Source organism: Pseudomonas sp. JQ36 (assembly GCF_053851495.1).
In genome coordinates, this window is the sequence record NZ_CM132642.1 from 4,334,299 (window position 1) to 4,356,389 (window position 22,091).

Annotated in this window: 21 protein-coding genes and 1 riboswitch; of the genes, 11 read left to right on the forward strand and 10 right to left on the reverse strand. The window is 60.6% G+C overall.

What is annotated here, in order from left to right:
- Positions 1-66 precede the first annotated feature (66 nt).
- On the forward strand, positions 67-462 hold the full coding sequence (locus ACS4NR_RS19530; protein ID WP_041063442.1) for a DUF1090 domain-containing protein: 396 nt from the start codon (positions 67-69) through the stop codon (positions 460-462).
- Positions 463-640: 178 nt separating this feature from the next.
- Here the strand turns inward: ACS4NR_RS19530 and ACS4NR_RS19535 are convergent, their stop codons facing one another.
- Complete coding sequence (locus tag ACS4NR_RS19535) at positions 641-1,090, reverse strand: c-type cytochrome (RefSeq protein WP_095137502.1); 450 nt, start codon at positions 1,088-1,090, stop codon at positions 641-643.
- Between the two features lie 128 nt (positions 1,091-1,218).
- Between ACS4NR_RS19535 and mltA the strand changes: the two genes are divergently transcribed.
- The gene (mltA, locus tag ACS4NR_RS19540; protein ID WP_456018119.1) at positions 1,219-2,403 is read left to right on the forward strand and encodes a murein transglycosylase A; all 1,185 of its coding nucleotides are present in this window, start codon (positions 1,219-1,221) and stop codon (positions 2,401-2,403) included.
- A 141-nt stretch (positions 2,404-2,544) separates the two neighbouring features.
- Here mltA and ACS4NR_RS19545 read toward each other — a convergent pair whose 3' ends face one another.
- On the reverse strand, positions 2,545-2,928 hold the full coding sequence (locus tag ACS4NR_RS19545) for an MAPEG family protein (protein ID WP_095137504.1): 384 nt from the start codon (positions 2,926-2,928) through the stop codon (positions 2,545-2,547).
- Positions 2,929-2,967: 39 nt separating this feature from the next.
- Complete coding sequence (locus ACS4NR_RS19550; RefSeq protein WP_166495346.1) at positions 2,968-3,801, reverse strand: EamA family transporter; 834 nt, start codon at positions 3,799-3,801, stop codon at positions 2,968-2,970.
- Positions 3,802-3,956: 155 nt separating this feature from the next.
- Between ACS4NR_RS19550 and ACS4NR_RS19555 the strand changes: the two genes are divergently transcribed.
- Positions 3,957-5,219 carry a cation:proton antiporter gene (locus ACS4NR_RS19555; RefSeq protein WP_456018120.1) on the forward strand — a complete coding sequence of 421 codons (1,263 nt, stop codon included), beginning with the start codon at positions 3,957-3,959 and terminating at the stop codon, positions 5,217-5,219.
- A gap of 30 nt (positions 5,220-5,249) precedes the next feature.
- Here ACS4NR_RS19555 and ACS4NR_RS19560 read toward each other — a convergent pair whose 3' ends face one another.
- Positions 5,250-6,113, reverse strand: a complete 864-nt coding sequence (locus tag ACS4NR_RS19560) for a LysR family transcriptional regulator (protein WP_095137507.1) — start codon at positions 6,111-6,113, stop codon at positions 5,250-5,252.
- 91 nt (positions 6,114-6,204) lie between these two features.
- On the opposite strand from ACS4NR_RS19560, the gene ACS4NR_RS19565 reads away from it, so the two are divergent.
- The gene (locus ACS4NR_RS19565; RefSeq protein ID WP_456018121.1) at positions 6,205-6,618 is read left to right on the forward strand and encodes a VOC family protein; all 414 of its coding nucleotides are present in this window, start codon (positions 6,205-6,207) and stop codon (positions 6,616-6,618) included.
- 39 nt (positions 6,619-6,657) lie between these two features.
- Positions 6,658-7,947 carry a cation:dicarboxylate symporter family transporter gene (locus ACS4NR_RS19570; protein ID WP_456018122.1) on the forward strand — a complete coding sequence of 430 codons (1,290 nt, stop codon included), beginning with the start codon at positions 6,658-6,660 and terminating at the stop codon, positions 7,945-7,947.
- 2 nt (positions 7,948-7,949) lie between these two features.
- Here the strand turns inward: ACS4NR_RS19570 and ACS4NR_RS19575 are convergent, their stop codons facing one another.
- Together ACS4NR_RS19575 and ACS4NR_RS19580 are read right to left on the reverse strand one after the other, a co-directional pair.
- Complete coding sequence (locus ACS4NR_RS19575; RefSeq protein ID WP_166495342.1) at positions 7,950-8,846, reverse strand: formate/nitrite transporter family protein; 897 nt, start codon at positions 8,844-8,846, stop codon at positions 7,950-7,952.
- 175 nt (positions 8,847-9,021) lie between these two features.
- A complete protein-coding gene (locus tag ACS4NR_RS19580; RefSeq protein WP_095137509.1) occupies positions 9,022-9,429 on the reverse strand; it encodes an acyl-CoA thioesterase in 408 nt (135 codons plus the stop codon).
- A 196-nt stretch (positions 9,430-9,625) separates the two neighbouring features.
- Positions 9,626-9,724: riboswitch (S-adenosyl-L-homocysteine riboswitch) on the forward strand.
- Positions 9,725-9,747: 23 nt separating this feature from the next.
- On the opposite strand from ACS4NR_RS19580, the gene ahcY reads away from it, so the two are divergent.
- The 4 genes from ahcY (at position 9,748) to ACS4NR_RS19600 (ending at position 15,209) form a co-directional block, all read left to right on the forward strand.
- The gene (gene ahcY, locus ACS4NR_RS19585; protein ID WP_003229045.1) at positions 9,748-11,157 is read left to right on the forward strand and encodes an adenosylhomocysteinase; all 1,410 of its coding nucleotides are present in this window, start codon (positions 9,748-9,750) and stop codon (positions 11,155-11,157) included.
- Between the two features lie 160 nt (positions 11,158-11,317).
- Positions 11,318-12,163 (forward strand): methylenetetrahydrofolate reductase [NAD(P)H], encoded by an 846-nt coding sequence (gene metF / locus ACS4NR_RS19590; RefSeq protein ID WP_003229047.1) that lies wholly within the window; start codon positions 11,318-11,320, stop codon positions 12,161-12,163.
- A gap of 146 nt (positions 12,164-12,309) precedes the next feature.
- On the forward strand, positions 12,310-13,122 hold the full coding sequence (locus ACS4NR_RS19595) for a substrate-binding periplasmic protein (protein WP_456018123.1): 813 nt from the start codon (positions 12,310-12,312) through the stop codon (positions 13,120-13,122).
- Between the two features lie 221 nt (positions 13,123-13,343).
- Entirely contained in the window at positions 13,344-15,209 is a 1,866-nt protein-coding gene (locus tag ACS4NR_RS19600; protein WP_095137511.1) for a DEAD/DEAH box helicase, read from the forward strand.
- A gap of 255 nt (positions 15,210-15,464) precedes the next feature.
- Here ACS4NR_RS19600 and ACS4NR_RS19605 read toward each other — a convergent pair whose 3' ends face one another.
- The 3 genes from ACS4NR_RS19605 to ACS4NR_RS19615 all read right to left on the reverse strand — a co-directional run bounded on the left by ACS4NR_RS19605 (position 15,465) and on the right by ACS4NR_RS19615 (position 18,745).
- Positions 15,465-16,043: a YceI family protein gene (locus ACS4NR_RS19605; protein WP_038358767.1), complete on the reverse strand. Its 579-nt coding sequence runs from the start codon at positions 16,041-16,043 to the stop codon at positions 15,465-15,467.
- A gap of 31 nt (positions 16,044-16,074) precedes the next feature.
- A complete protein-coding gene (locus tag ACS4NR_RS19610) occupies positions 16,075-16,626 on the reverse strand; it encodes a cytochrome b (protein ID WP_456018124.1) in 552 nt (183 codons plus the stop codon).
- A gap of 337 nt (positions 16,627-16,963) precedes the next feature.
- Positions 16,964-18,745, reverse strand: a complete 1,782-nt coding sequence (locus tag ACS4NR_RS19615; RefSeq protein WP_456018125.1) for a flavin monoamine oxidase family protein — start codon at positions 18,743-18,745, stop codon at positions 16,964-16,966.
- Between the two features lie 224 nt (positions 18,746-18,969).
- Here ACS4NR_RS19615 and ACS4NR_RS19620 point away from each other — a divergent pair, with 224 nt between their 5' ends.
- On the forward strand, positions 18,970-20,376 hold the full coding sequence (locus tag ACS4NR_RS19620) for an adenosylmethionine--8-amino-7-oxononanoate transaminase (RefSeq protein ID WP_456018126.1): 1,407 nt from the start codon (positions 18,970-18,972) through the stop codon (positions 20,374-20,376).
- Between the two features lie 143 nt (positions 20,377-20,519).
- Positions 20,520-21,239, forward strand: coding sequence for a 16S rRNA (uracil(1498)-N(3))-methyltransferase (locus ACS4NR_RS19625; protein ID WP_456018127.1), 720 nt, complete (start codon positions 20,520-20,522; stop codon positions 21,237-21,239).
- A gap of 175 nt (positions 21,240-21,414) precedes the next feature.
- Here the strand turns inward: ACS4NR_RS19625 and trhA are convergent, their stop codons facing one another.
- Entirely contained in the window at positions 21,415-22,032 is a 618-nt protein-coding gene (gene trhA / locus ACS4NR_RS19630) for a PAQR family membrane homeostasis protein TrhA (protein WP_095137515.1), read from the reverse strand.
- Positions 22,033-22,091 lie beyond the last annotated feature (59 nt).

The window sequence follows — 22,091 nt, forward strand, 5'->3', positions numbered from 1 at the left end:
AAGGGCCGTCAGACGCTCAAACAGCGCAGTGCCCCCGACCCGACTGCCTTTGCACATGGAGCTTTTATGAAATTTCTTGCACCGCTCGCCTTGCTGACTCTCTGTGGCGTCCTGGCCGCGCCTGCCATGGCCGACGAAGACGCACCGGGCCTGACCGGTTGCGCTGCGAAGAAGCAGGGCATCATCAACCAGATCGAACAGGCCAAATCCCGCGGCAACACCGACCAGCAGGCTGGTCTGCAAACCGCGCTGGATGAAGTGACGAAGAACTGCACCGATGCCGGCCTGAAGAAAGAACGCGAAAACAAGGTGCTGGAAGCCAAGCACGAAGTCAGCAAGCGCCAGGCTGATCTCGACAAGGCGATGAAAAAAGGCGATCCGGAGAAGATCGACAAGCGCAAGAACAAGCTCGCCGAGTCGCGCAAAGAGCTGCAGGATGCGCTGGACCAGATCGACAAGTAACCAGTGTTGAATGAGATGTCCTGTGGCGAGGGAGCTTGCTCCCGCTGGGCCGCGAAGCGGCCCCAACTCCATTCAATCGCGCTGTACCAGACTCAACTTGGTTGAATGGGTTTACGACGGCTGCGCCGCCGAGCGGGAGCAAGCTCCCTCGCCACAGTCGTCCGGCAGTCTCCAACAATCAATGATCCCGAAACTCTTTATGGCAAGCGCTGCAGGCATCTTCAACTTTCTGCACCGCAGGCCCCAGGTTGCTGGCCTTGTACGGCTGAACCTTGCTGGCGATCACCAGTTCACCGGTGGCTGCCTCAAGGTTACGGGCCATTTCCTGAAAGCGGGCCTGACGCAGCCAGACATCGTCTTTGGCGCTGGTGTGATCTTCTTCACGCACCTGCGGGAAATGCTTCCACGGTTCATGCGACAACGCATCGAGTTTGACCGCGCCTTCGGCGAATTTCGGCCCGTCGAACGGAATGCGTCCGCGCAACATGCCGCCCAGGTCTTCGCCGGTCTTGAGCATCTGCTTGAAGATCGCCTTGCGTTGCCCCAGCGGAGAATTCGGATCGACGCCGCCACAGGCGGACAAGGCCAGACAGGCCAGCAATACAACAGAAATGCGTTTAAGAGTCATAGTGGCTTCAGGTCACGGAATTCGGCGGCCAGTATCCTCGCGTCGCCGACAAACACCAATAGCCCTATTAAAAATACGGGTTGCCGGAGCGCATGGAGCACTTGGGCAACCGGCACAGGAATCACTCCATGAACAGCCGTTTCAAGGCTTTGCGTCACCCCCTGATCGCAACCCTGCCGTTACTGGCAATCCTTGCCGGCTGCACGGGCGGCGACACGGCCAAACCGAAAACCCACGCCTTGGCCACTTATTCCAGCGCCACCTGGGAAGCCCTGCCGGCGGTGTCCGACAGCGACCTGGTCGCCGGTTTCGACTCATGGCGCAGCGCCTGCACCCGACTCAAGGCTGATCCGGTCTGGGGCGGCACCTGCGCGGCAGCCGCCAATGTGCCGCAGAGCGCCAACGAGATTCGCGCGTTCCTCAAGCAGAACCTCGATGTGTTCGGTCTGCGGGCCGAGAACGATAACCCCAACGGCTTGATCACCGGTTACTACGAACCGGTCTACCCCGGCAGCCTGACACCCACCGACGTGGCGAACGTGCCGGTGTACGGCGTGCCGGAAGACATGATCATCGTCTCGCTGGACAGCATTTACCCGGAACTGAAGGGCAAGCGCCTGCGTGGCCGCCTCGAAGGCCGGGTACTGAAGCCTTACGACGACGCGGCGACCATCGAATCCAAAGGCGTCAAAGCGCCGGTAGTGGCGTACCTGACCGATCCGATGAACCTGCAGTTTTTGCAGATTCAGGGTTCCGGGCGGATTCAGACACCGGACGGCAAACAACTGCGCATCGCCTACGCCGACCAGAACGGCCACCCTTACCGGCCGATCGGTCGCTGGCTGGTCGAGCAAGGCGAGCTGAAGAAAGAAGACGTGACCATGAGCGCGATCAGCAACTGGGCCAAGGCTAACCCGTCGCGCATCCCGGAACTGCTGGGCAGCAACCCGAGCTACGTGTTCTTCACCCGCAACCCGGACAGCAACGAAGGCCCACGCGGTTCGCTGAACGTGCCGCTGACTGCGGGTTACAGCGCAGCGGTGGATCGCAAGGTGATTCCGTTGGGCAGCCTGCTGTGGCTGTCGACCACGCGCCCGGATGGAACCGCTTTGGTTCGCCCGGTCGCGGCGCAGGACACCGGTGGCGCGATTGCCGGTGAGGTGCGTGCGGATCTGTTCTGGGGTACCGGCGATGCTGCCGGACAACTGGCCGGCGACATGAAGCAGCAGGGGCAGATCTGGATGCTCTGGCCTAAAGGCGCGGCGTTGCCGCAAGTGCCCCAGGTCGCCGATACGCTGAAGGACAAACCTTAAGCGCCTCGGCGTGTGAGCTATCGCCCTTCGCGAGCAAGCCCACTCCCACAGGGTTCTTTGGTGTACACAGGATTTGTGCTCGCCATTGATACCTGTGGGAGCGGGCTTGCTCGCGAAGAGGCCGGCAGCAGCCCCCCAGATTCAGACCGACACAAAGAAGAACGCAGCAATCAGCCCCATCCCGACAAACCACACCAGCGACCGCAGAACCGCCCAGTCCGCCAGGTAGCAGATGATGTACAGCAGGCGACTGGTGATAAACAGCACCGCCAGCACATTCACCGTCACCAGTTCCGCCGTGCCCACCAGATGCGCAACAATCACTGCGGCAGCAAATGCCGGCATCACCTCGAAGCTGTTCAACTGCGCCGCATGCGCCCGTCGGGCGACGCCGCCTACGCTGTCGAGAAAATCCCGAGGATCATGATTGTCACTGAGCCTGAAACCGCCCGAGACCTTGGCCACGATCGTGCACACATACGGCAGGAAAATCGCGATCAATACACACCACAGAGCCACCGTCATAACGCCGTCCTTTTTTCGAGTGTTGGAAATTGCGAGCGGTCAGAACTTCATCACCAGCATGCCGATCAGCACCAGCCCACAGGCTAAGAGCCGCGGCCTGCCGAAAGGTTCTTTCAGGTAGCGCATGCCGAACAGCACCACCAGAATCACGCTGATCTCACGCAAGGCCGCCGCTTCGGCAATCGAGCCCAATTGCATCGCCCACAGCACCAGAGCGTAGCTGAACAACACGCAGAACCCGACCGCCAGACCCAGCTTCCACTGCTCGCGCCAGAACACCAGAAATGCCGGGCGTTTCGCCACCCACGCCAGCAACGGAAACGGCCAGGCGCTGAGCAACGTGACCCAGACCAGGTAATCCAGTGGATGCGACCAGCGCCGCAAGGCCTGACCATCGATGTAGGTATAACAACCGATACACAAGCCGATCAGCGCCACCACCGGCAGCATCGACCACGGCAGATGCTTGCCGCCGCCGCCCTGCCAGAGCAGGCAGACCATGCCCAACGGAATCAGCATGATCCCGAAGATCTGCTGCGCAGTGAGCACTTCGCCGGCGAAGATCAGGGTCAGCGCCAGCACCACCAGTGGCGACAAGCCACGCATCAGCGGATAGACCAACCCGAGGTCGCCGACCCGATAGGCTTGAATCAGCAGATAGCGATACAGCAACTCGAACGCCGCGGAAGCCAGAATCCACGGCCAGATGTCCAGCGGCGGCAGACTGATGAAGGGCAACGCCAGCGCCACGAACAGCAGCGCCACCGTGTCCATGCACGCCACCACCAGCAGCCGTTCGGCACTGAACTTGATCAGGGTATTCCACGTCGCATGCAACAGCGCCGCCATTAACACCAGAACTGTCGCCGCCACGTCCCACTCCTTGATTTTTTTGTTGACCCTACACCAATGTCTGCGGCTGACCAACCGAGGGGGCATGATTGTGTCCCCACCCCGAAACAGCCCATCCAACCTTTGCACCGAAGAATCGGGGCGCTGTCTTTCCACCCCCATCCAATGGAGCCCGGATGCTAGAACTTGTCGCCGCTTTTATCTGCCTCACCACCCTCCTCACCTTCGTCAATTACCGCTTCATCGGCCTGCCGCCGACCATCGGCGTGATGGTCACCGCGCTGATGTTTTCCCTGTTGCTGCAAGGCCTGAGCGTGCTCGGCTATCCCGGCCTGGAAGAACGCGTGCAACAACTGATCGGCCAGATCGACTTCGGCGATCTGCTGATGAACTGGATGCTGTCGTTCCTGCTGTTCGCCGGCGCCCTGCACGTCAACCTCAACGACCTGCGCAGCTATCGCTGGCCGATCGGCCTGCTGGCAACGTTCGGTGTGCTGATTGCCACCGCGGTGATTGGCAGCCTCGCCTATTACATTTTTGCCCTGTTCGGCTGGCACGTGAGCTTCCTCTACTGCCTGCTGTTCGGCGCGTTGATTTCGCCAACCGACCCGATCGCAGTGCTCGGCGTACTGCGTACCGCCAATGCCTCCAAACCACTGAAAACCACCATCGTCGGCGAGTCGCTGTTCAACGACGGCACTGCGGTGGTGGTGTTTACCGTGTTGCTGGGCATCGCCCAACTGGGTGAGACGCCGACCATCAGCGCCACGGCCATGCTGTTCGTGCACGAAGCCCTTGGCGGCGTGCTGTTCGGCGGACTGATCGGTTATGGGGTGTACCGGATGATCAAAAGCGTCCAACAGCATCAGATCACGGTGATGCTGACCCTGGCACTGGTGATCGGCGGTTCGGCGATGGCTACCGAGCTGCACGTCTCGGCGCCGATTGCGATGGTGGTGGCCGGTCTGATCATCGGCAACCTGGGGCGCAACCTGGCGATGAACGACATGACCCGCAAGTACCTCGACGGCTTCTGGGAGCTGCTCGATGACATGCTCAATGCGCTGCTGTTCGCGCTGATCGGCATGGAGCTGTTGCTGCTGCCGTTCAACTGGGCGCACGTGGCGGCGGCCAGTTTGCTGGCGCTGGCGATTCTGCTGTCGCGCCTGCTCACCGTGGCCCCGGCCATTGTCCTGCTGCGGCGCTGGCGCACAGTGCCGCGCGGCACCATCCGCATCCTGACCTGGGGCGGTTTGCGCGGCGGGGTCTCGGTGGCACTGGCGCTGGCCCTGCCGCTGGGTCCGGAGCGCGATCTGCTGCTGAGCATCACCTACATCGTGGTGCTGTCGTCGATCCTGTTGCAGGGCCTGACCATCGGCAAACTGGTCAAGCACGCCACCCGTGACGAGCCGTCGACCGTGGCTGAACCCGCACACTGATGTATTACCGCAGCGCCGTTGTGAAGCCCTTCACGACGCACCGCACAGCAAATCAAGCAGATGCCGCATCGCCAATGGGCGGTGCGGCGTCGAGCCATGCATCACCACCAACTCGCGCGCATGACGCTGCCCGTCCTCGACCGGTAACACGTACATCCCTTCCAGCATCATCCCGGCCCACTGCGGCACCAGCGATACCCCCATCCCCTGCGCGACCAGCATGACGATCGTTTCCAGCGCATCCAGTTCGCACAGCACGTTGGGTTCGATGGCCTGCTCATCGAGGTAGCGCTGAGCAATCTGCCCACCCCACGAGCGTGCGTCGTAACGAATGAACGGATGAACGCGCAACAGCGTTTCCAGCGACTGCCCGGCGTACGCCGCAGGAGCCACCAGAATCAGCGGCTCGACCTTGAGCACGACCAGGCCCAATGCCTTGGGCGGCTGGAACGGTGGCCTGACCAGAATCGCCGCGTCCAACTCCCCTGCAAGCACCTTCTCGTAAAGACTTTTCGAGTCACCCGGGGTGATCTTCAGCTTCAAATCAGGTGCTGTAAGCGCCAATCGCTCGATCAAGGTGGGTAACACGCCGGTCAGCGCTGTGGAAATTGCACCGATTGTCAGTTCACCGGCCACCCCATCGGGATGCAGATCGCTCTGTAGATCCTGTGCCAATTCGATGATCGCCCTGATCTTCGGCAGAATCAGCAGGCATTGGTCCGAGGGTCTGGCTGCGTGCGCGGTACGCAGCAGTAACGTGCAACCCAGCAATCTCTCGAGCGCCTGAACGCGCTGACTGATAGCTGCCGCAGTGCGACTCTCGCGCCGTGCCGCTGCCGCAATCGAACCGGTCTCGACCACGGCCACCAGGCTTTTCAGAAACCGTACATCCATAAGTTTTCCTTTCGCTCAGAACAAGGCGAAGTCGTTATGCCCCGCCGCACGGTCTGTTTACCCTGAGCGCTCCTTCACTTGGGGACATCGCATGAACAGACCTTTTCACGCTGCATACCATGTTTGCGACCTGCAACAGGCGCGGACTTTTTATCGAGATGTGTTGGGCTGCACCGAAGGCCGCAGTACCGAGACATGGGTCGACTTCGACTTTTTCGGCAATCAGCTCTCGCTTCATTTGGGCACGCCCTTCACCACTACCCGTACCGGCCAGGTTGGCGACCACAAAGTATTGATGCCGCACATTGGCGTCGTCCTGCCGCTGGAGGAGTGGCTGGAGCTGGCCGATCGTCTGAGCCGCCTCGGCACAACGTTTGAAATCCCTCCGGTGATCCGCTTCGCCGGCGAACCCGGCGAGCAGCGCACGATGTTCTTTCTCGATCCCAGCGGCAATCCGATCGAGGTCAAGGGTTTCAAGGACTTCGACGGTCTCTTCGCACACTGAGCTTCACCCCAACAAACACAACAACAAAAGGGGCACATCATGACTACCAAGAAACCCACCAGTCTGGTCACCCGCATCATGATCGGGCTGGCAGCCGGAATAATCGTCGGCATCCTTCTCAACCAGTTTCCCGAACACAAGATCTGGTTCATCGACAATCTGCTGCAACCGGCAGGGGACCTGTTCATCAGGCTGATGAAAATGATCGTCGTACCGTTGGTCTTTGCGTGCATGGTCGTCGGCATCGCCGGGGCAGGCAGCACCAAGGCACTGGGCCGGGTCGGAATAAAGACGCTGGTTTATTTCTTTACCATCACCAGCATCGCCATCGTCTTCGGACTGATCGTCGGCAATGTTTTTCAGCCCGGCGCCGGCGCGGACTTCAGCAGCACCCTGCAATCACCGGCCATTGGTCTGGCGAATACGGGGGACACACAGAACCTGGGCCGAACCCTGGTGAACATCGTGCCGGACAACATCGTCCTGGCCATGTCCCAGGGCAAGCTGCTCTCAGTGCTGTTTTTCGCCATCCTGTTCGGCTGTGCCCTGTCGATGCTGCCCGAGCCGCAGAAGGCGCCATTGATCGCCGTGATACAGGCGGTATCGGACACCATGTTCAAGGTCACGCATCTGGTCATGCACTATTCACCCATCGGCATCTTCGGCCTGATCGGGGTCACCGTGGCCAGCTTCGGCCTCAGTGCGTTGCTGCCGCTGGCCAAGCTGATCGGCATCACTTACGTCGCGGTGTTGCTCTTCGCGTTGGGCGTGCTGGGCCTGGTGGCGCGGATGGCCGGCATTCGCTTTTTCCACCTGATTCGGGAAATACGCAGTGAATTGATCCTGGCTTACAGCAGTGCTGCGTCGGCCACGGTGATGCCACAACTGATCGAGAAAATGGAGAAGTATGGCGCTCCGCGTCCGATCACCAGCATGGTCATTCCACTGGGTTACTCGTTCAACCTTGATGGCGCCTCGCTGTTCGCGGGACTGGGCACGCTGTTTATCGCTCAGGCGTACGGGATTGATCTGGGTCTGGCGGATCAGGCCATGCTGGTGCTGATCATGGTGTTGACGTCAAAGGGCGCGGCGGGAGTGCCGGGCTTCATGTTCATCATCCTCACAGCGACCCTGACCACCGCCGGTCTGCCAGTGGAAGGCGTGGCAATCATCGCCGGCGTCTACCGCCTGATGGACATGCCGGTCACCGCGCTCAACGTGTCGGGCAATGCACTGGCACCGCTGGTCATAGCGCGCTGGGAGGGACAGCTCAAGGCACCTGAGGGCGAGCCGATGACAAAACCGGTCAGCCCGCCGTTCAAGGCCTGAAACTATCGGATCTTGCTGTCGGACTCATCTTCGCGGGGTTTGCCGGAGTCTGGTTTATCCGTCTTGGGCGCCCCGCTCTCGCTGCGGATCTGCGCATGGCTGATCAGGGCGAAAATGAAACTGCCGCCGATGATGTTCCCCGCCAGGGTGGGACCTGCAAACACCATCCAGAAATCACTCCACGGCAGCTCGCCGGCAAACACCAGATACGACACTTCCGCCGAACCGACCACGATGTGGGTGAAGTCGCCCAGCGCCATCAGGTAGGTGATGAGGATGATGATCCACATCTTCGCGCTCTCCATGGACGGGATCATCCAGACCATGGTGGCGATCATCCAGCCGGAGACGATGCCCTTGGCGAACATCTGGCTGGCGTGGTTTTCCATGACCTTGCGGCCGATTTCGAGGAAGGCGTGATCGGTCCTGGTGTCGAAGATCGGCAATTCGAGCATCACGTAAGCCACCAGAATCGTCCCGCACAAGTTACCGAACAGGACCACGCCCCACAGGCGCATCAGCCGGCCGAAATTGGCCAGGGTCGGTTTGGTCATCACCGGCAGAACGGCGGTCAGGGTGTTTTCAGTGAACAGTTGCTGGCGGGCGAGAATCACCGCGAGGAAACCGGCGCAGTAGCCGAAACTGGAGATGACCTTGAACTCATCGCCGTCGGGCAGACGCGAACTGAGCAGGCCCATGCCCATCAGCGACAGGCCCATGGTCAGCCCGGCGGCGAGCGCCGACCACCACAACGCAGCGATGCTGCGCTCCAGTTCCTGATCGCCCTGAGTGCGGATGATTTCATGCAGAACCGCCGCGCGGGGCGGCTGGTTTTTCTCGACTTCATGTTTTTCATCGGTCGAGAGGTTGGGGGTCTTGCCGTCTGTCGGGGTGGTCATGGCGTGGGAACCGTGGGGGGTGGTGTTTACCTACGACCCCGGCGGTTCATGGCTGTTCAGTGGCCAGATGATTCTTCGCTGACTGAACAACCGCCTTCGCGAGCAAGCCCGCTCCCACAGGTACAAAGCAATCCATGTGGGAGCGGGCTTGCTCGCGAAGGGCGCGCCGCCGGTGTTAGTTGCTGACCAGTTCATCTTCCTTGAACTGGTCTTTGACGTACTTGATCTCGGTGCGCCCGTGCGGCGCCGGCAACCCGTCTTCGCCGAGGTTGACGAAAACCATCTTCTCGACAGTGAGGATGCTCTTGCGGGTGATCTTGTTGCGCACTTCGCAGGTCAGGGTGATCGAGGTACGGCCGAACTCGGTAGCGGTGATGCCCAGCTCGATGATGTCGCCCTGGCGCGAGGCGCTGACGAAGTTGATTTCAGAAATGTACTTGGTCACCACGCGCTGATTGCCCAACTGGACGATCGCGTAAATCGCCGCTTCTTCGTCGATCCAGCGCAGCAGGCTGCCGCCGAACAGGGTGCCGTTGGGGTTCAGGTCTTCGGGTTTTACCCATTTGCGGGTGTGGAAATTCATGTTCACTCCTGAGCGATTGCCGAAAGATGGCGCCATCTTGGCAGACCGGGCGGTCAGGCTCCATGAGCCTTCTACTATGGTCGCTATTAACGATCTTCATCTGGCCGACAGAAACCCTTTGGAAGATCAGTCTAGACGGCTATAATCGCCCCCGTTTCAAAACGGTAACCTTCACTTGCTACCGTTTTCCCGCCACCTGTCCGAGGGGCGCTGCAGCAGGTTCAACCTGTCAGGCTCGGATGGGGCGTTGACTGGCCACGGCCGGACACTAAACGCACAACGGCGCCCATTCGCATACATTACGAATGGAGGCTCTTCATGAGCGCTGTTATCACGCCTGCAGATTTTAACGATTACAAAGTTGCCGACATGTCCCTGGCTGCCTGGGGCCGTCGCGAAACCATCATCGCCGAGTCGGAAATGCCGGCCCTGATGGGTCTGCGCCGCAAGTACGCCTCCGAGCAGCCGCTCAAGGGCGCGAAAATCCTCGGCTGCATCCACATGACCATTCAGACTGCCGTGCTGATCGAAACCCTGGTTGCCCTGGGTGCCGAAGTACGCTGGTCGTCCTGCAACATCTTCTCGACTCAGGATCAGGCTGCTGCGTCCATCGCCGCTGCCGGCATCCCGGTTTTCGCCTGGAAAGGCGAGACTGAAGAAGAGTACGAGTGGTGCCTGGAGCAGACCATCCTGAAAGATGGCCAGCCATGGGACGCCAACATGATCCTCGACGACGGCGGCGACCTGACTCAGCTGCTGCACGACAAGTACCCACAAGTACTGGATCGCGTTCACGGCGTGACCGAAGAAACCACCACCGGCGTTCACCGCCTGCTGGACATGCTGGCCAAGGGCGAGCTGAAGATTCCTGCGATCAACGTCAACGACTCGGTGACCAAGTCCAAGAACGACAACAAGTACGGCTGCCGTCACAGCCTGAACGATGCAATCAAGCGTGGTACCGACCACCTGCTGTCCGGCAAGCAAGCGCTGGTCATCGGTTACGGTGACGTGGGCAAGGGTTCGGCCCAGTCCCTGCGTCAGGAAGGCATGATCGTCAAGGTTTCCGAAGTTGACCCGATCTGCGCGATGCAGGCCTGCATGGACGGTTTCGAACTGGTTTCGCCGTTCATCGACGGGATCAACGACGGCACCGAAGCGAGCATCGACAAAGCGCTGCTGGGCAAGATCGACCTGATCGTGACCACCACCGGTAACGTCAATGTTTGCGACGCGAACATGCTCAAAGCCCTGAAGAAGCGCGCTGTTGTCTGCAACATCGGCCACTTCGACAACGAAATCGACACCGCTTTCATGCGCAAGAACTGGGCATGGGAAGAAGTGAAGCCACAGGTACACAAGATCCACCGTACCGGCCCGGGCGCTTTCGACGCACAGAACGACGACTACCTGATCCTGCTGGCCGAAGGCCGTCTGGTGAACCTGGGCAACGCCACCGGTCACCCGAGCCGCATCATGGACGGTTCGTTCGCCAACCAGGTACTGGCACAGATCTTCCTGTTCGGCCAGAAGTACGCCGACCTGTCGCCAGCCGAGAAAGCCAAGCGTCTGACCGTTGAAGTACTGCCGAAGAAACTCGACGAAGAAGTGGCCCTGGAAATGGTGCGCGGCTTCGGTGGCGTGGTCACTCAACTGACCAAGCAACAGGCTGACTACATCGGCGTCACCGTCGAAGGCCCGTTCAAGCCGCACGCTTACCGCTACTGATTGACGCGGCGGCCTGCTCTCCCTGTGGGAGCGGGCTTGCTCGCGAAAGCGGTATGTCATTCAGCATTGATGTTGTCTGACCCGGCGCTTTCGCGAGCAAGCCCGCTCCCACATGGGTCGTGCAAGCCTCACAGGCTTCGTGTTTCCAAGGGTATTTCCCATGTCCCAAGACCGTCGCTACAGCTTCGAGTTCTTCCCGACCAAGACCGATGCTGGGCATGAAAAGCTGCTCAACGTTGCCCGCCAGTTGGCAACGTACAATCCCGACTTCTTCTCCTGCACCTATGGCGCTGGTGGTTCGACCCGTGATCGCACCCTCAACACCGTTCTGCAACTGGAAAGCGAAGTCAAAGTACCGGCCGCACCGCACCTGTCCTGCGTCGGCGACAGCAAGGACGACCTGCGCGGCCTGCTGAACGAGTACAAGGCTGCCGGCATCAAGCGCATCGTTGCCCTGCGTGGTGACTTGCCATCCGGCATGGGCATGACCAGCGGCGAGCTGCGTCACGCCAATGAACTGGTTGAGTTCATTCGTGAAGAAACCGGCGATCATTTCCACATCGAAGTTGCCGCTTACCCGGAGATGCATCCGCAAGCGCGCAATTACGAAGACGATCTCGCCAACTTCGTGCGCAAGGCCCGTGCCGGTGCCGACAGCGCGATCACCCAGTACTTCTTCAACGCCGACAGCTACTTCTACTTCGTCGACCGTTTGCAGGCGCTGGGCGTGGATATTCCGGTGGTGCCGGGGATCATGCCGATCACCAACTACAGCAAGCTGGCACGTTTCTCCGATGCCTGCGGTGCGGAAATCCCGCGCTGGATCCGCAAGCAACTGGAAGCCTACGGCGATGACAGCCAGAGCATTCAGCGCTTCGGCGAGCAAGTTGTCAGCGAAATGTGCGAACGCCTGCTGCAGGGTGGCGCACCGGGGCTGCACTTCTATTCCATGAACCAGGCTGAACCTAGTCTGGCGATCTGGAATAACCTGAAGTTGCCGCGCTAAGCACTAAAAGAAAGATCAAAAGATCGCAGCCTTCGGCAGCTCCTACAGGGGTGTCGTTGCTGCGATTTTTTGCTTTTGAATCCCCGAATTAGAGCTTGTGCAGGCACTTTCTGGCTCTTTCGCGTTTCTCGTCGTAATCTCAAGCCATGCCTTTTTTCGCGCAGTTACTCACCGTGCTGGTTTTTGCTTGCCTGAGCTTTGCCGCTCGGGGCGAGAAGCTGCGTATTGTCACCGAGCCGTGGGCACCTTACGTCTACGAAGAGGATGGCAAGAACCTCGGGCTGGATTACGAAACCACCGCCATCGTGTTCAAGCGTCTGGGAATCGAAGTCGAGTGGCAGTTCTTGCCGTGGAAACGCTGCCTGTCGATGCTCGAAACCGGCCAGGCTGACGGCGCGCTGGACATCTTTCATAGCGACGAGCGTGACGCCACCCTTCTCTATCCCATCGAACCGCTGTCGGACGTCGAGTTCGTGATGTTCTATGCCAATGACCGTCCCCATCCGTTCCGCCAGCTCGAAGACCTCAAAGGTCTGACCATCGGCACTTCGCCGGGCTATCTGTATAGCCCGGACTTCAGCCAGTCGACACTGTTCACCCGCGAGCCGGCACCGACCCACGAGGCCAACTTCGGCAAACTGCTGCGCGGACGCATCGACTTGCTGATCACCGATCGCCGCGTGGGCCAGCACTTGCTCGATCAGCTGAATATTCGCGATCAAATCACCGAAAACCCTGTAGTCATTAGCCGTCAGAGCCAATATCTGGCGGTTCGACGCAATGCCGGCATGGATCTGCTGGTGGCGCGTTTTGGCGCCGAGCTCAAGCGTTTCAAGCGTGAACCGGCCTACGCCGAGCTCAGCGCACGCTATGGCGCAGCCCCGGTCGATGCAGTGCCACTGGGCAATGCTTCGGCCAGCCGCAAAACCGTTGAGCAGCAGGAAAGCAGCGCGCAGTGATTGCTCTGTTATACTCCGGCGTTCCCGCCAGGCTCACGCCCGGACGCCCGGAACCGTAACAGGCCTCTCGACCCGCTACAGCGCAGCTTTCAGCCCGCGCGAGCGCTCCTGACGTGCCTTCGGAACCGCAGCAGGACCGGACGGGATCGCGTCCTCTTAAACGCGATTCGCGCCAGGCAAGACTCCCATTGGGCCAAGCCCTAACTAAAACAGGATTACTCATGTCCTTTGCTTCCCTCGGTCTCTCCGAGGCTTTAGTCCGTGCCATCGAAGATGCGGGCTATACCGAGCCTACTCCGGTGCAACAGCGGGCCATTCCCGCCGTGTTGCAAGGTCGCGACCTGATGGTTGCGGCACAGACAGGTACCGGTAAAACCGGCGGTTTCGCCCTTCCGATCCTGGAGCGGTTGTTCCCCAACGGTCACCCGGACAAATCCCAGCGTCATGGCCCGCGCCAACCGCGCGTACTGGTCCTGACCCCGACCCGCGAACTCGCGGCCCAGGTACACGAGAGCTTCAAGATCTACGCCCGTGACCTGAAATTCGTCAGCGCCTGCATCTTCGGCGGCGTCGGCATGAATCCGCAGGTCCAGGCCATGTCCCGTGGCGTTGACGTGCTCGTCGCGTGCCCGGGTCGTCTGCTCGACCTCGCCGGCCAGGGCAGCGTCGATCTGTCCCACGTCGAAATCCTCGTGCTCGACGAAGCCGACCGCATGCTCGACATGGGCTTCGTCCACGACGTGAAGAAAGTCCTCGCACGTCTGCCGGCCAAGCGTCAGAACCTGCTGTTCTCGGCGACCTTCTCCAAAGACATCACCGATCTTGCCGGCAAGCTGCTGCACAACCCCGAACGCATCGAAGTCACGCCGCCGAACACCACGGTCGAGCGCATCGAACAACGCGTGTTCCGTCTGCCAGCCAGCCACAAGCGTGCCCTGCTGGCGCACCTGATCACCGCCGGCGCCTGGGAACAGGTACTGGTGTTCACCCGCACCAAGCACGGCGCCAACCGTCTGGCCGAGTACCTGGACAAACACGGCCTGCCGGCTGTGGCGATCCACGGCAACAAGAGCCAGAACGCCCGCACCAAAGCCCTGGCCGACTTCAAGGCCGGTGAAGTGCGCATTCTGGTAGCGACCGACATCGCTGCTCGCGGTCTGGACATCGACCAGTTGCCACACGTGGTCAACTTCGAGCTGCCAAACGTCGATGAAGACTACGTGCACCGTATCGGCCGTACTGGCCGCGCCGGGCGTTCGGGCGAAGCGATCTCGCTGGTGGCCCCGGACGAAGAAAAACTGCTGAAAAGCATCGAACGCATGACCAAGCAGAAAATCGCCGACGGCGACCTGATGGGCTTCGATTCGAGCACTATTGAAGCCGAGAAGCCGGAAGCCCGTGAGCGTCCGGACATGCGCAACCCGCGCAACTCCCGTGGCCCGCGTGGCGACGGTCCGAATGGCGGCGGTGGTGGCGGCGGTCGCAAGGACAAAGGCAAAGACAAGGGCAAGGAAAAACCCGCCGGCGAACGCGGCGAGCGCCCTGCCCGTCAGCAGAAGCCACGTGAAGGCACCCCGGCCCGCGAACAGCGTCCGAGCCAGCCACCACGCGCTGCGGCTGATCGTGCACCGGACGAGTTCCTCGACGACGATATCGATAACTTCGGTAACCGCGTGGATTACGTGCCGAAAGCTGCCCCTGCCGGTGGCCGCGGCCGTCGTCCGGGTGCTCCGGCACAAGGTGCAGGCGCAGGCGCTCCACGCGGCGGTCAGTCGCAAGGTCGCCAGAACGGCCCGCGCAACAGCAACGGTTCGAGCACCGGCACTCCGCCGGGCAAACGCAACGGCCCGCGCAACGGTGCTCCGCGTGATGGCCAGGGTCGTCGTGACGAGTCCTCGCGCAACCGCCGTCCGGCTCGCGACGATCAGCAACGCGCCGAACCGGCCGTGCAGAACCCGCGCAGCACCGGGCCGAAGATCATGCACAAGGAGTCCAAGGCTGACCGCTTCCCGACACCTGAGCAGCTCGATCAACTGCCGACCCGTCCGCGCGGCGAAAAACCAGCCTTGCTGACCCGCAATCGCTGAGTTATCGCGGCAATGAAAAATGCCCCGGTTCGAAAGAGCCGGGGCATTTTTTATGAGCAAGCCAATATCCCTGAATCACCACATCAACTGTGGGAGCGGGCTTGCTCGCGAATTCGGTAGGTCTGTAACGGAAGTATCGACTGACCCGCCGCATTCGCGAGCAAGCCCGCTCCCACAATGGCTCTGCAGTGTGTCAGGCAATAAAAAACGCCCCCGGCCTTGCGACCGGGGGCGTTTTTATGTGGCGGACGAAAGTTATTTGACTTTCACACCTTCCAGCGAGATGTCCAGATCCGCAGTTTGCGAGGTTGGGCCTGGGCCCTTGATCCCGAAATCGTTCAGATTAAGGGTGGTTTTGGCGTTGAAGCCAGCACGCTCGCCGCCCCATGGATCCTTGCCTTCGCCGTTGAACGTAGCCTTGAAGGTCACTGGCTTGGTCACACCGTGCAGGGTCAGGTCGCCAGTCACGTCAGCGGTCTTTTCACCGGTCGATTTGACGGCGGTGGAGACGAACTTGGCATCAGCAAACTTGCCCACGTCGAGGAAGTCTTTGCTGGCGATGTGCTTGTCACGTTCAGCGTGGTTCGACCACAGGCTGGCGGTTTTCACATCAACCGAGATTTTGCTGGCTTCAGGCTTGGCCGAATCCCACGAGAACGTACCGTCGAAATCTTTGAAAGTACCGTGGATGAAGCTGTAACCCAGGTGGCTGATTTTCCAGTCAACGAAGGCGTGTTGGCCTTCCTTGTCGATTTTGTAATCCGCAGCCATGGCCTGACCAGCCGAGAGCAGTGCAGAACCGATTGCCAGAGCGGCCAGAGTCTTTTTCAACATGCTTTCTTTTCCTTTGAGTCGAGGTTGAACTTCAGGCTTTGCGACCGAGCATTCGAATGAGGGTCGCATCACGATCGATAAAGTGGTGCTTCAATGCTGCCAACGCATGGAGACCGGAAAAAATTACCAGCGCCCATGCCAGCCAGAGATGAATCACCCCGGCGGTGTCTGCCTGATCCGGTAGCCCGGAAACCAGTGCAGGAACTTCAAACAGGCCAAACACCGGGATCCCGACACCGTCTGCGGTGGAAATCAGGTAACCGGCAAGCATCACAGCGAACAGCCCAAGGTACAGAAACCCGTGGCCGAATTTGGCGCCGATGCGGGTCATGCGGCTGTAGCTTTGCAGCGTCGGTGGCGGTGGGCTGATAAAGCGCCACAACACCCGCAACACCATCACACCCAACAACACCAGACCGATGCTCTTGTGCAGATCCGGCGCGTCTTTGCGCCAGCTGCTGTAGTAATCCAGCCCCACCATCCACAAACCCAGCGCGAACAGCCCGAAGACCGCCAGCGCCACGCCCCAGTGCATGAAGATGCTGACCCAACCATAGCGTGAAGCAGAGTTACGTAGCTGCATTGCCCAAATCCTGTGAGAACTGCGAACCAAGACTAGCGAGTTATCTATCGAATTAAAGCGGAAAATTTTGCTTTGAAATATCGAGAAATACGATCAAGAGTCTGTAAGTGGCTTGTTAAGGAAAGATTAAAGGCAAAAGTGTCGCGGGGTGTTGTTGCCGGACAATGGGATTGCGTTGTCTGAGCCGCCCCTATCGCGAGCAGGCTCACTCCTACAGTGACCGTATTCCAACTGGAGAAATGCGATCCCCTGTAGGAGTGAGCCTGCTCGCGATAGCGGTCTTACAGGCCAAAAAAAAGCGCGGCATGAGAGCCGCGCTTTTCATTCACCGCAAGGTTTACTGCGCCTTGGTGTCAGTCGCTGCCGCCGGAGCCGCCGCAGGCTTGGCCGCTGGCTTCTTCGCCGGTTCAGTCTTTTTCGCCGCTGGCTTGGCCGGGGCCTTTTTCGCCTCGGTTTTGGCCGCAGGCTTCTTCGCCGCAGGCTTGGCTGGCGCTTTCTTCGCCGGCTCGGTTTTCACCGGAGCGGCGGGTTTCGGCGCTTCCACCGGAGCAGGTGCAGGGACTGGAGCCGGTGCAGGCGCTGGTGCCGCTGGCGCTGGAGTTGGCTCAGGCGCCTTCACAGGTTCTGGCTTCTTCTCGTCATCCGAACCGCCAAACAAGTTGCTGAAGAAATTGCCCTTCTTCGCCGCCACGGCACCCGCCGCGCCTGCCGCTGCTGCGGCCGGAACCACTTTGACCGGTTCAAACGATTTGCCGGCTGCCAGGTCTTCAACCTGACTGGCCGCACGCTGGCCGGTGCGCAGCGCGCCTTCCAGGGTGCCCGGGTACAGGGTGTCGGTGTGCTCGCCGGCAAACGCTACGCGTTGCAGTGGGCGCTCCCACATGCGCCAGAACTTGCTGATCTGGCCCGGGCCGTAAGCCAGGTAGGCGCCGCCCATCGACGGGTCGGTGCTGTAGCGACGGATTTCATAACCGGTGAACGAGCCACGAGCCTGTGGATAAAACGCGTGCAGACGGATCAGCACCTGATCGACCATCTGCTTGTCGCCGAACGCTTGCATCACGCGGGCATTGTCGCCGGACAGGTTGATCACCACGTTGGCGCCGCCCTTCAGCGCCGGCTCGATCCAGAGCATGCCGAGGCCGGTGTTGCTGTAGATCTCGCCGGACATGCGCGCCTTGCTTTCCCACACCGGCGTCTTGAACTTGAGCATGATCTGGTCGCGCCAGCCGTAGTTGGTGCCCTTGATCGCGGCCAGGTGTTGAGCGTCCAGCGCCGGGGTCAGCGCAATCTTGTTCAGCGCACGCAGCGGCACGGCCAGCACCACGTAGTCAGCCTGATAGCCAACACTGCCGACCTTGACGGTCACGCCGTCCTTGTCCTGAGTGATCGCGGAAACCGGCGAGTTGGTCTTGATGGTCTTGATCTGTTTGACGAACGCCTGGGCCAGTACCTGGCTGCCGCCGACCAGACGCGAGGCGCGCAGGTCGCGATCAGAAACGCCGCGATACACGCGGTTCTGCTGGGCGAAATACAGCAGCGACAGACGCGACGGCTCATCGTAGTGGGTGCGGATGTCCTGGTTGATCAACTGCCGCGCGGTGGCCGGCAGGTTCTGCTTGTCGAGCCAGCTCGAGACGTTGATCTGGTCCAGCGCATGCAGGGTGTTGGTCGCGGCCGGGTTCTGCGGGTCGTCGATCGAGCGCGCCAGATCGTCGAGGGTTTTCTGGTAGCGCTTCAAGGCGTCGGCGGTAGCTGGCTGCTTGGTCGCCAGATCGGCTGCGGAGAAGTACTCGCCGTCGATCAGATAACCCGGAGTACGCACGAATTCAGGGGCTGGCGTGGTGCCCAGCTTGAAGGTCGAGACGTACTTGTTCAGCACCGGCTGGGTCTTGTCGTTGCCGATCCATTCGCTGGTGGCCATGCCCGAGCGACCGCCGAGGCTCGGCTTGGCTTCCAGCAGGGTGACCTGCCAGCCCTTGTTCTGCAGCTCGTAAGCCGCGGTCAGGCCCGACAGGCCGCCGCCGATCACGATTGCGGTTTTATCCTTGGCCAGCGCCGTAACGCTGAACAGCCCCAACATCACCAGCGCACAGGCGCGCAGCCAACCGACAGACATTCAGCGAACTCCGGAAATACACGTAGGAAAAAAGCAGTTTTGCGGGTCAGACGACCCAAAGAACCGCGAAGAATACGTCAGCCATCAAAACGCCGCCAGCGACGTCTATCGGCCCATACAAAGTAGCTCAATCGACGCAATGGGTTGTCCCGACGCGATGCATTGCATAGGCTTGCGCGATTGTTTGCCCGCGCCTGACGCGAGCCGCCTCGAGGAGACTGTAAATGGGCCTGAATAACCAGTGGATGCAACGCGACCTCGCGGTGCTGTGGCATCCCTGCACCCAGATGAAAGACCACGAACAGCTGCCGCTGATCCCGATCAAGCGCGGTGAAGGCGTCTGGCTTGAAGACTTCGAAGGCAAGCGCTACCTCGATGCGGTCAGCTCCTGGTGGGTCAACGTGTTCGGCCACGCCAACCCGCGCATCAACCAGCGCATCAAGGATCAGGTCGATCAGCTGGAACACGTGATTCTCGCCGGCTTCAGCCATCAACCGGTGATCGAGCTGTCCGAACGTCTGGTGAAGATGACTCCGGCAGGCCTGAACCGGGTGTTCTACGCCGATAACGGTTCGTCCTGCATCGAAGTCGCGCTGAAAATGAGCTTTCACTACTGGCTCAATCGCGGCCAGCCAAACAAAAAGCGCTTCGTCACCCTGACCAACAGCTACCACGGCGAAACCATGGCAGCGATGGCGGTCGGCGACGTGCCGCTGTTCACCGAGACCTACAAAGCGCTGCTGATGGACACCATCAAGGTGCCCAGCCCGGATTGCTACCTGCGCCCGCAAGGCATGAGCTGGGAAGAACACTCGCGCAACATGTTCGCGGCCATGGAACAGACGTTGGCTGAGCATCATGACAGCGTTGCAGCGGTGATCGTCGAGCCGTTGATTCAGGGCGCCGGCGGCATGCGCATGTATCACCCGGTGTACCTCAAGCTGCTGCGCGAGGCCTGCGACCGCTACGGCGTGCACCTGATCCACGACGAAATCGCCGTCGGCTTCGGCCGCACCGGCACCATGTTTGCCTGTGAGCAGGCCGGCATCCGCCCGGACTTCCTCTGCCTGTCCAAGGCCCTGACCGGCGGCTACCTGCCACTGGCGGCGTGCCTGACCACCGACGAGGTCTATAGCGCGTTCTACGACGACTACCCCACCCTGCGCGCCTTCCTGCATTCGCACAGCTACACCGGCAACCCGCTGGCCTGTGCAGCCGCGTTGGCGACGCTGGATATCTTCGAACAGGACAACGTCATCGAGAACAACCAGACCCTGGCCCGGCGCATGGCCTCGGCCACTGCGCATCTGGTCGATCACCCGAATGTCAGCGAAGTGCGCCAGACCGGCATGGTGCTGGCGATCGAAATGGTCAAGGATAAAGCCACCAAAGAGGCCTACCCTTGGCAGGAACGCCGTGGTCTGAAGGTGTTCCAGCATGCGCTGGAGCGCGGCGCGCTGCTGCGGCCGCTGGGCAGTGTGGTGTATTTCCTGCCGCCGTACGTGATTACCCCGGAGCAGATCGACTTCCTCGCCGAAGTCGCCAGCGAAGGCATCGACATCGCCACCCGGGACAGCGTCAGCGTGGCGGTGCCGAAGGATTTCCACCCGGGGTTCCGTGATCCGGGCTGATTCAAAATTTGTGGCGCCTGAACTGCCGCTTTCGCGAGCAAGCTCGCTCCCACAGGGAAATGCATTCTAAATGTGGGAGCGAGCTTGCTCGCGAATGAAGTCGACACCGATCCAACTGATTCACATCTTTCCAGAGACCCGAAATGAGACTGTCCCGCTTCTTTATCGACGCCCCCCTGAGCACCGGCGAACACGAACTGCCGGAAGCCCAGGCGCATTACATCAGCCGCGTGCTGCGCATGGCCGAGGGCGATGCGGTGCAGTTGTTCGACGGCTCCGGCCATGAGTTTCGTGGTTCGCTGGTGGAAGTCGGCAAGAAACGCGTGGTGGTGCAGATCGACGAACAGCTAGCCGGGCAGATCGAATCGCCGCTGCAGATCCACCTCGGTCAGGGCCTGTCCCGGGGCGAGCGCATGGACTGGGCGATCCAGAAAGCCACCGAGCTGGGCGTGAGCGAAATCACCCCGATCTTCAGCGACCGCTGCGAAGTGCGCCTGAAGGACGAACGCGCCGACAAACGCCTGCTGCACTGGCGTCAGGTGGCGATCAGCGCCTGCGAGCAGTGCGGGCGCTCGCGGGTGCCGGTGATTCATCCGCCTGTGTTGTTGGCCGACTGGCTGAAGCAAACCCAGGCCGAGTTGAAACTGGCGCTGCACCCGGTGGCGGAGCCGCTGGTGAGCCATGCCAAACCGGCGACGCTGGCGTTCCTGATCGGGCCGGAGGGCGGTTTGTCGGATGCCGAGGTTGAGCAGGCCAAGGGCAACGGCTTCCATGCAGCTCGGCTTGGGCCACGGGTGTTGCGCACTGAAACTGCGCCGGTGGTTGCACTGGCGGTGGCTCAGCAGCTTTGGGGTGACTTCTAGGGCCTCTTCGCGAGCAAGCCCGCTCCCACAGTAGTTCTTGGGTGTACACAGAATTTGTGTTCACTGTAAATCCAATGTGGGAGCGGGCTTGCTCGCGAATGCGGAGTGTCATTAAACAAAGATGTTGGCTGACCTGACGCCTTCGGGAGCAAGCCCCCTCCCACCAGAACCGTGTTCAGAGGACATAAAACAGAATCGCCACAAAGTGCAGCAGACTCCCGGCGATCACGAACAGATGCCAGATCCCGTGCGCATGGCGCAACCGGTGATCAAGGGCAAAAAAGATGATCCCCACGGTGTACAAAACCCCGCCCGTGGCCAGCCAGGCGAAACCGGTGGTGCCCAGCGCCGCAATCAACGGTTTGACCGCCACCAGCACGATCCAGCCCATCACCGCATAGATCACGATTGACAGGATTCGCGCTTCGGAGCGTGGCTTGATCTCCTGCAAAATGCCGATCAACGCCAGCCCCCAGACAATCCCGAACAGCGTCCAGCCCCACGGCCCGCGCAGCGTCACCAGACAGAATGGTGTGTAGCTGCCGGCGATCAGCAGGTAGATCGAAAAGTGATCGACCTTCTTCATGATCGCTTTCTTGCGCCCGCGCACGCTGTGGTACACGGTCGAGGCGCTGTAGAGCACCAGCAAGGTAAAGGCGTAGATCGCCACGCTGACAATTTTCCACGGACTGCCGTCGAGACTGGCAATCACCAGCATCCACACGCCGCCGATAAACGCTGCCACTGCCCCGACCAGATGCGTCCAGGCGTTGAGTTTTTCCCCGTGATACATGTGTCGCTCACCTCGTTATTCGTTACCGCAGCGCGCAAGGCTCGGGCCTTGAGCGTAAA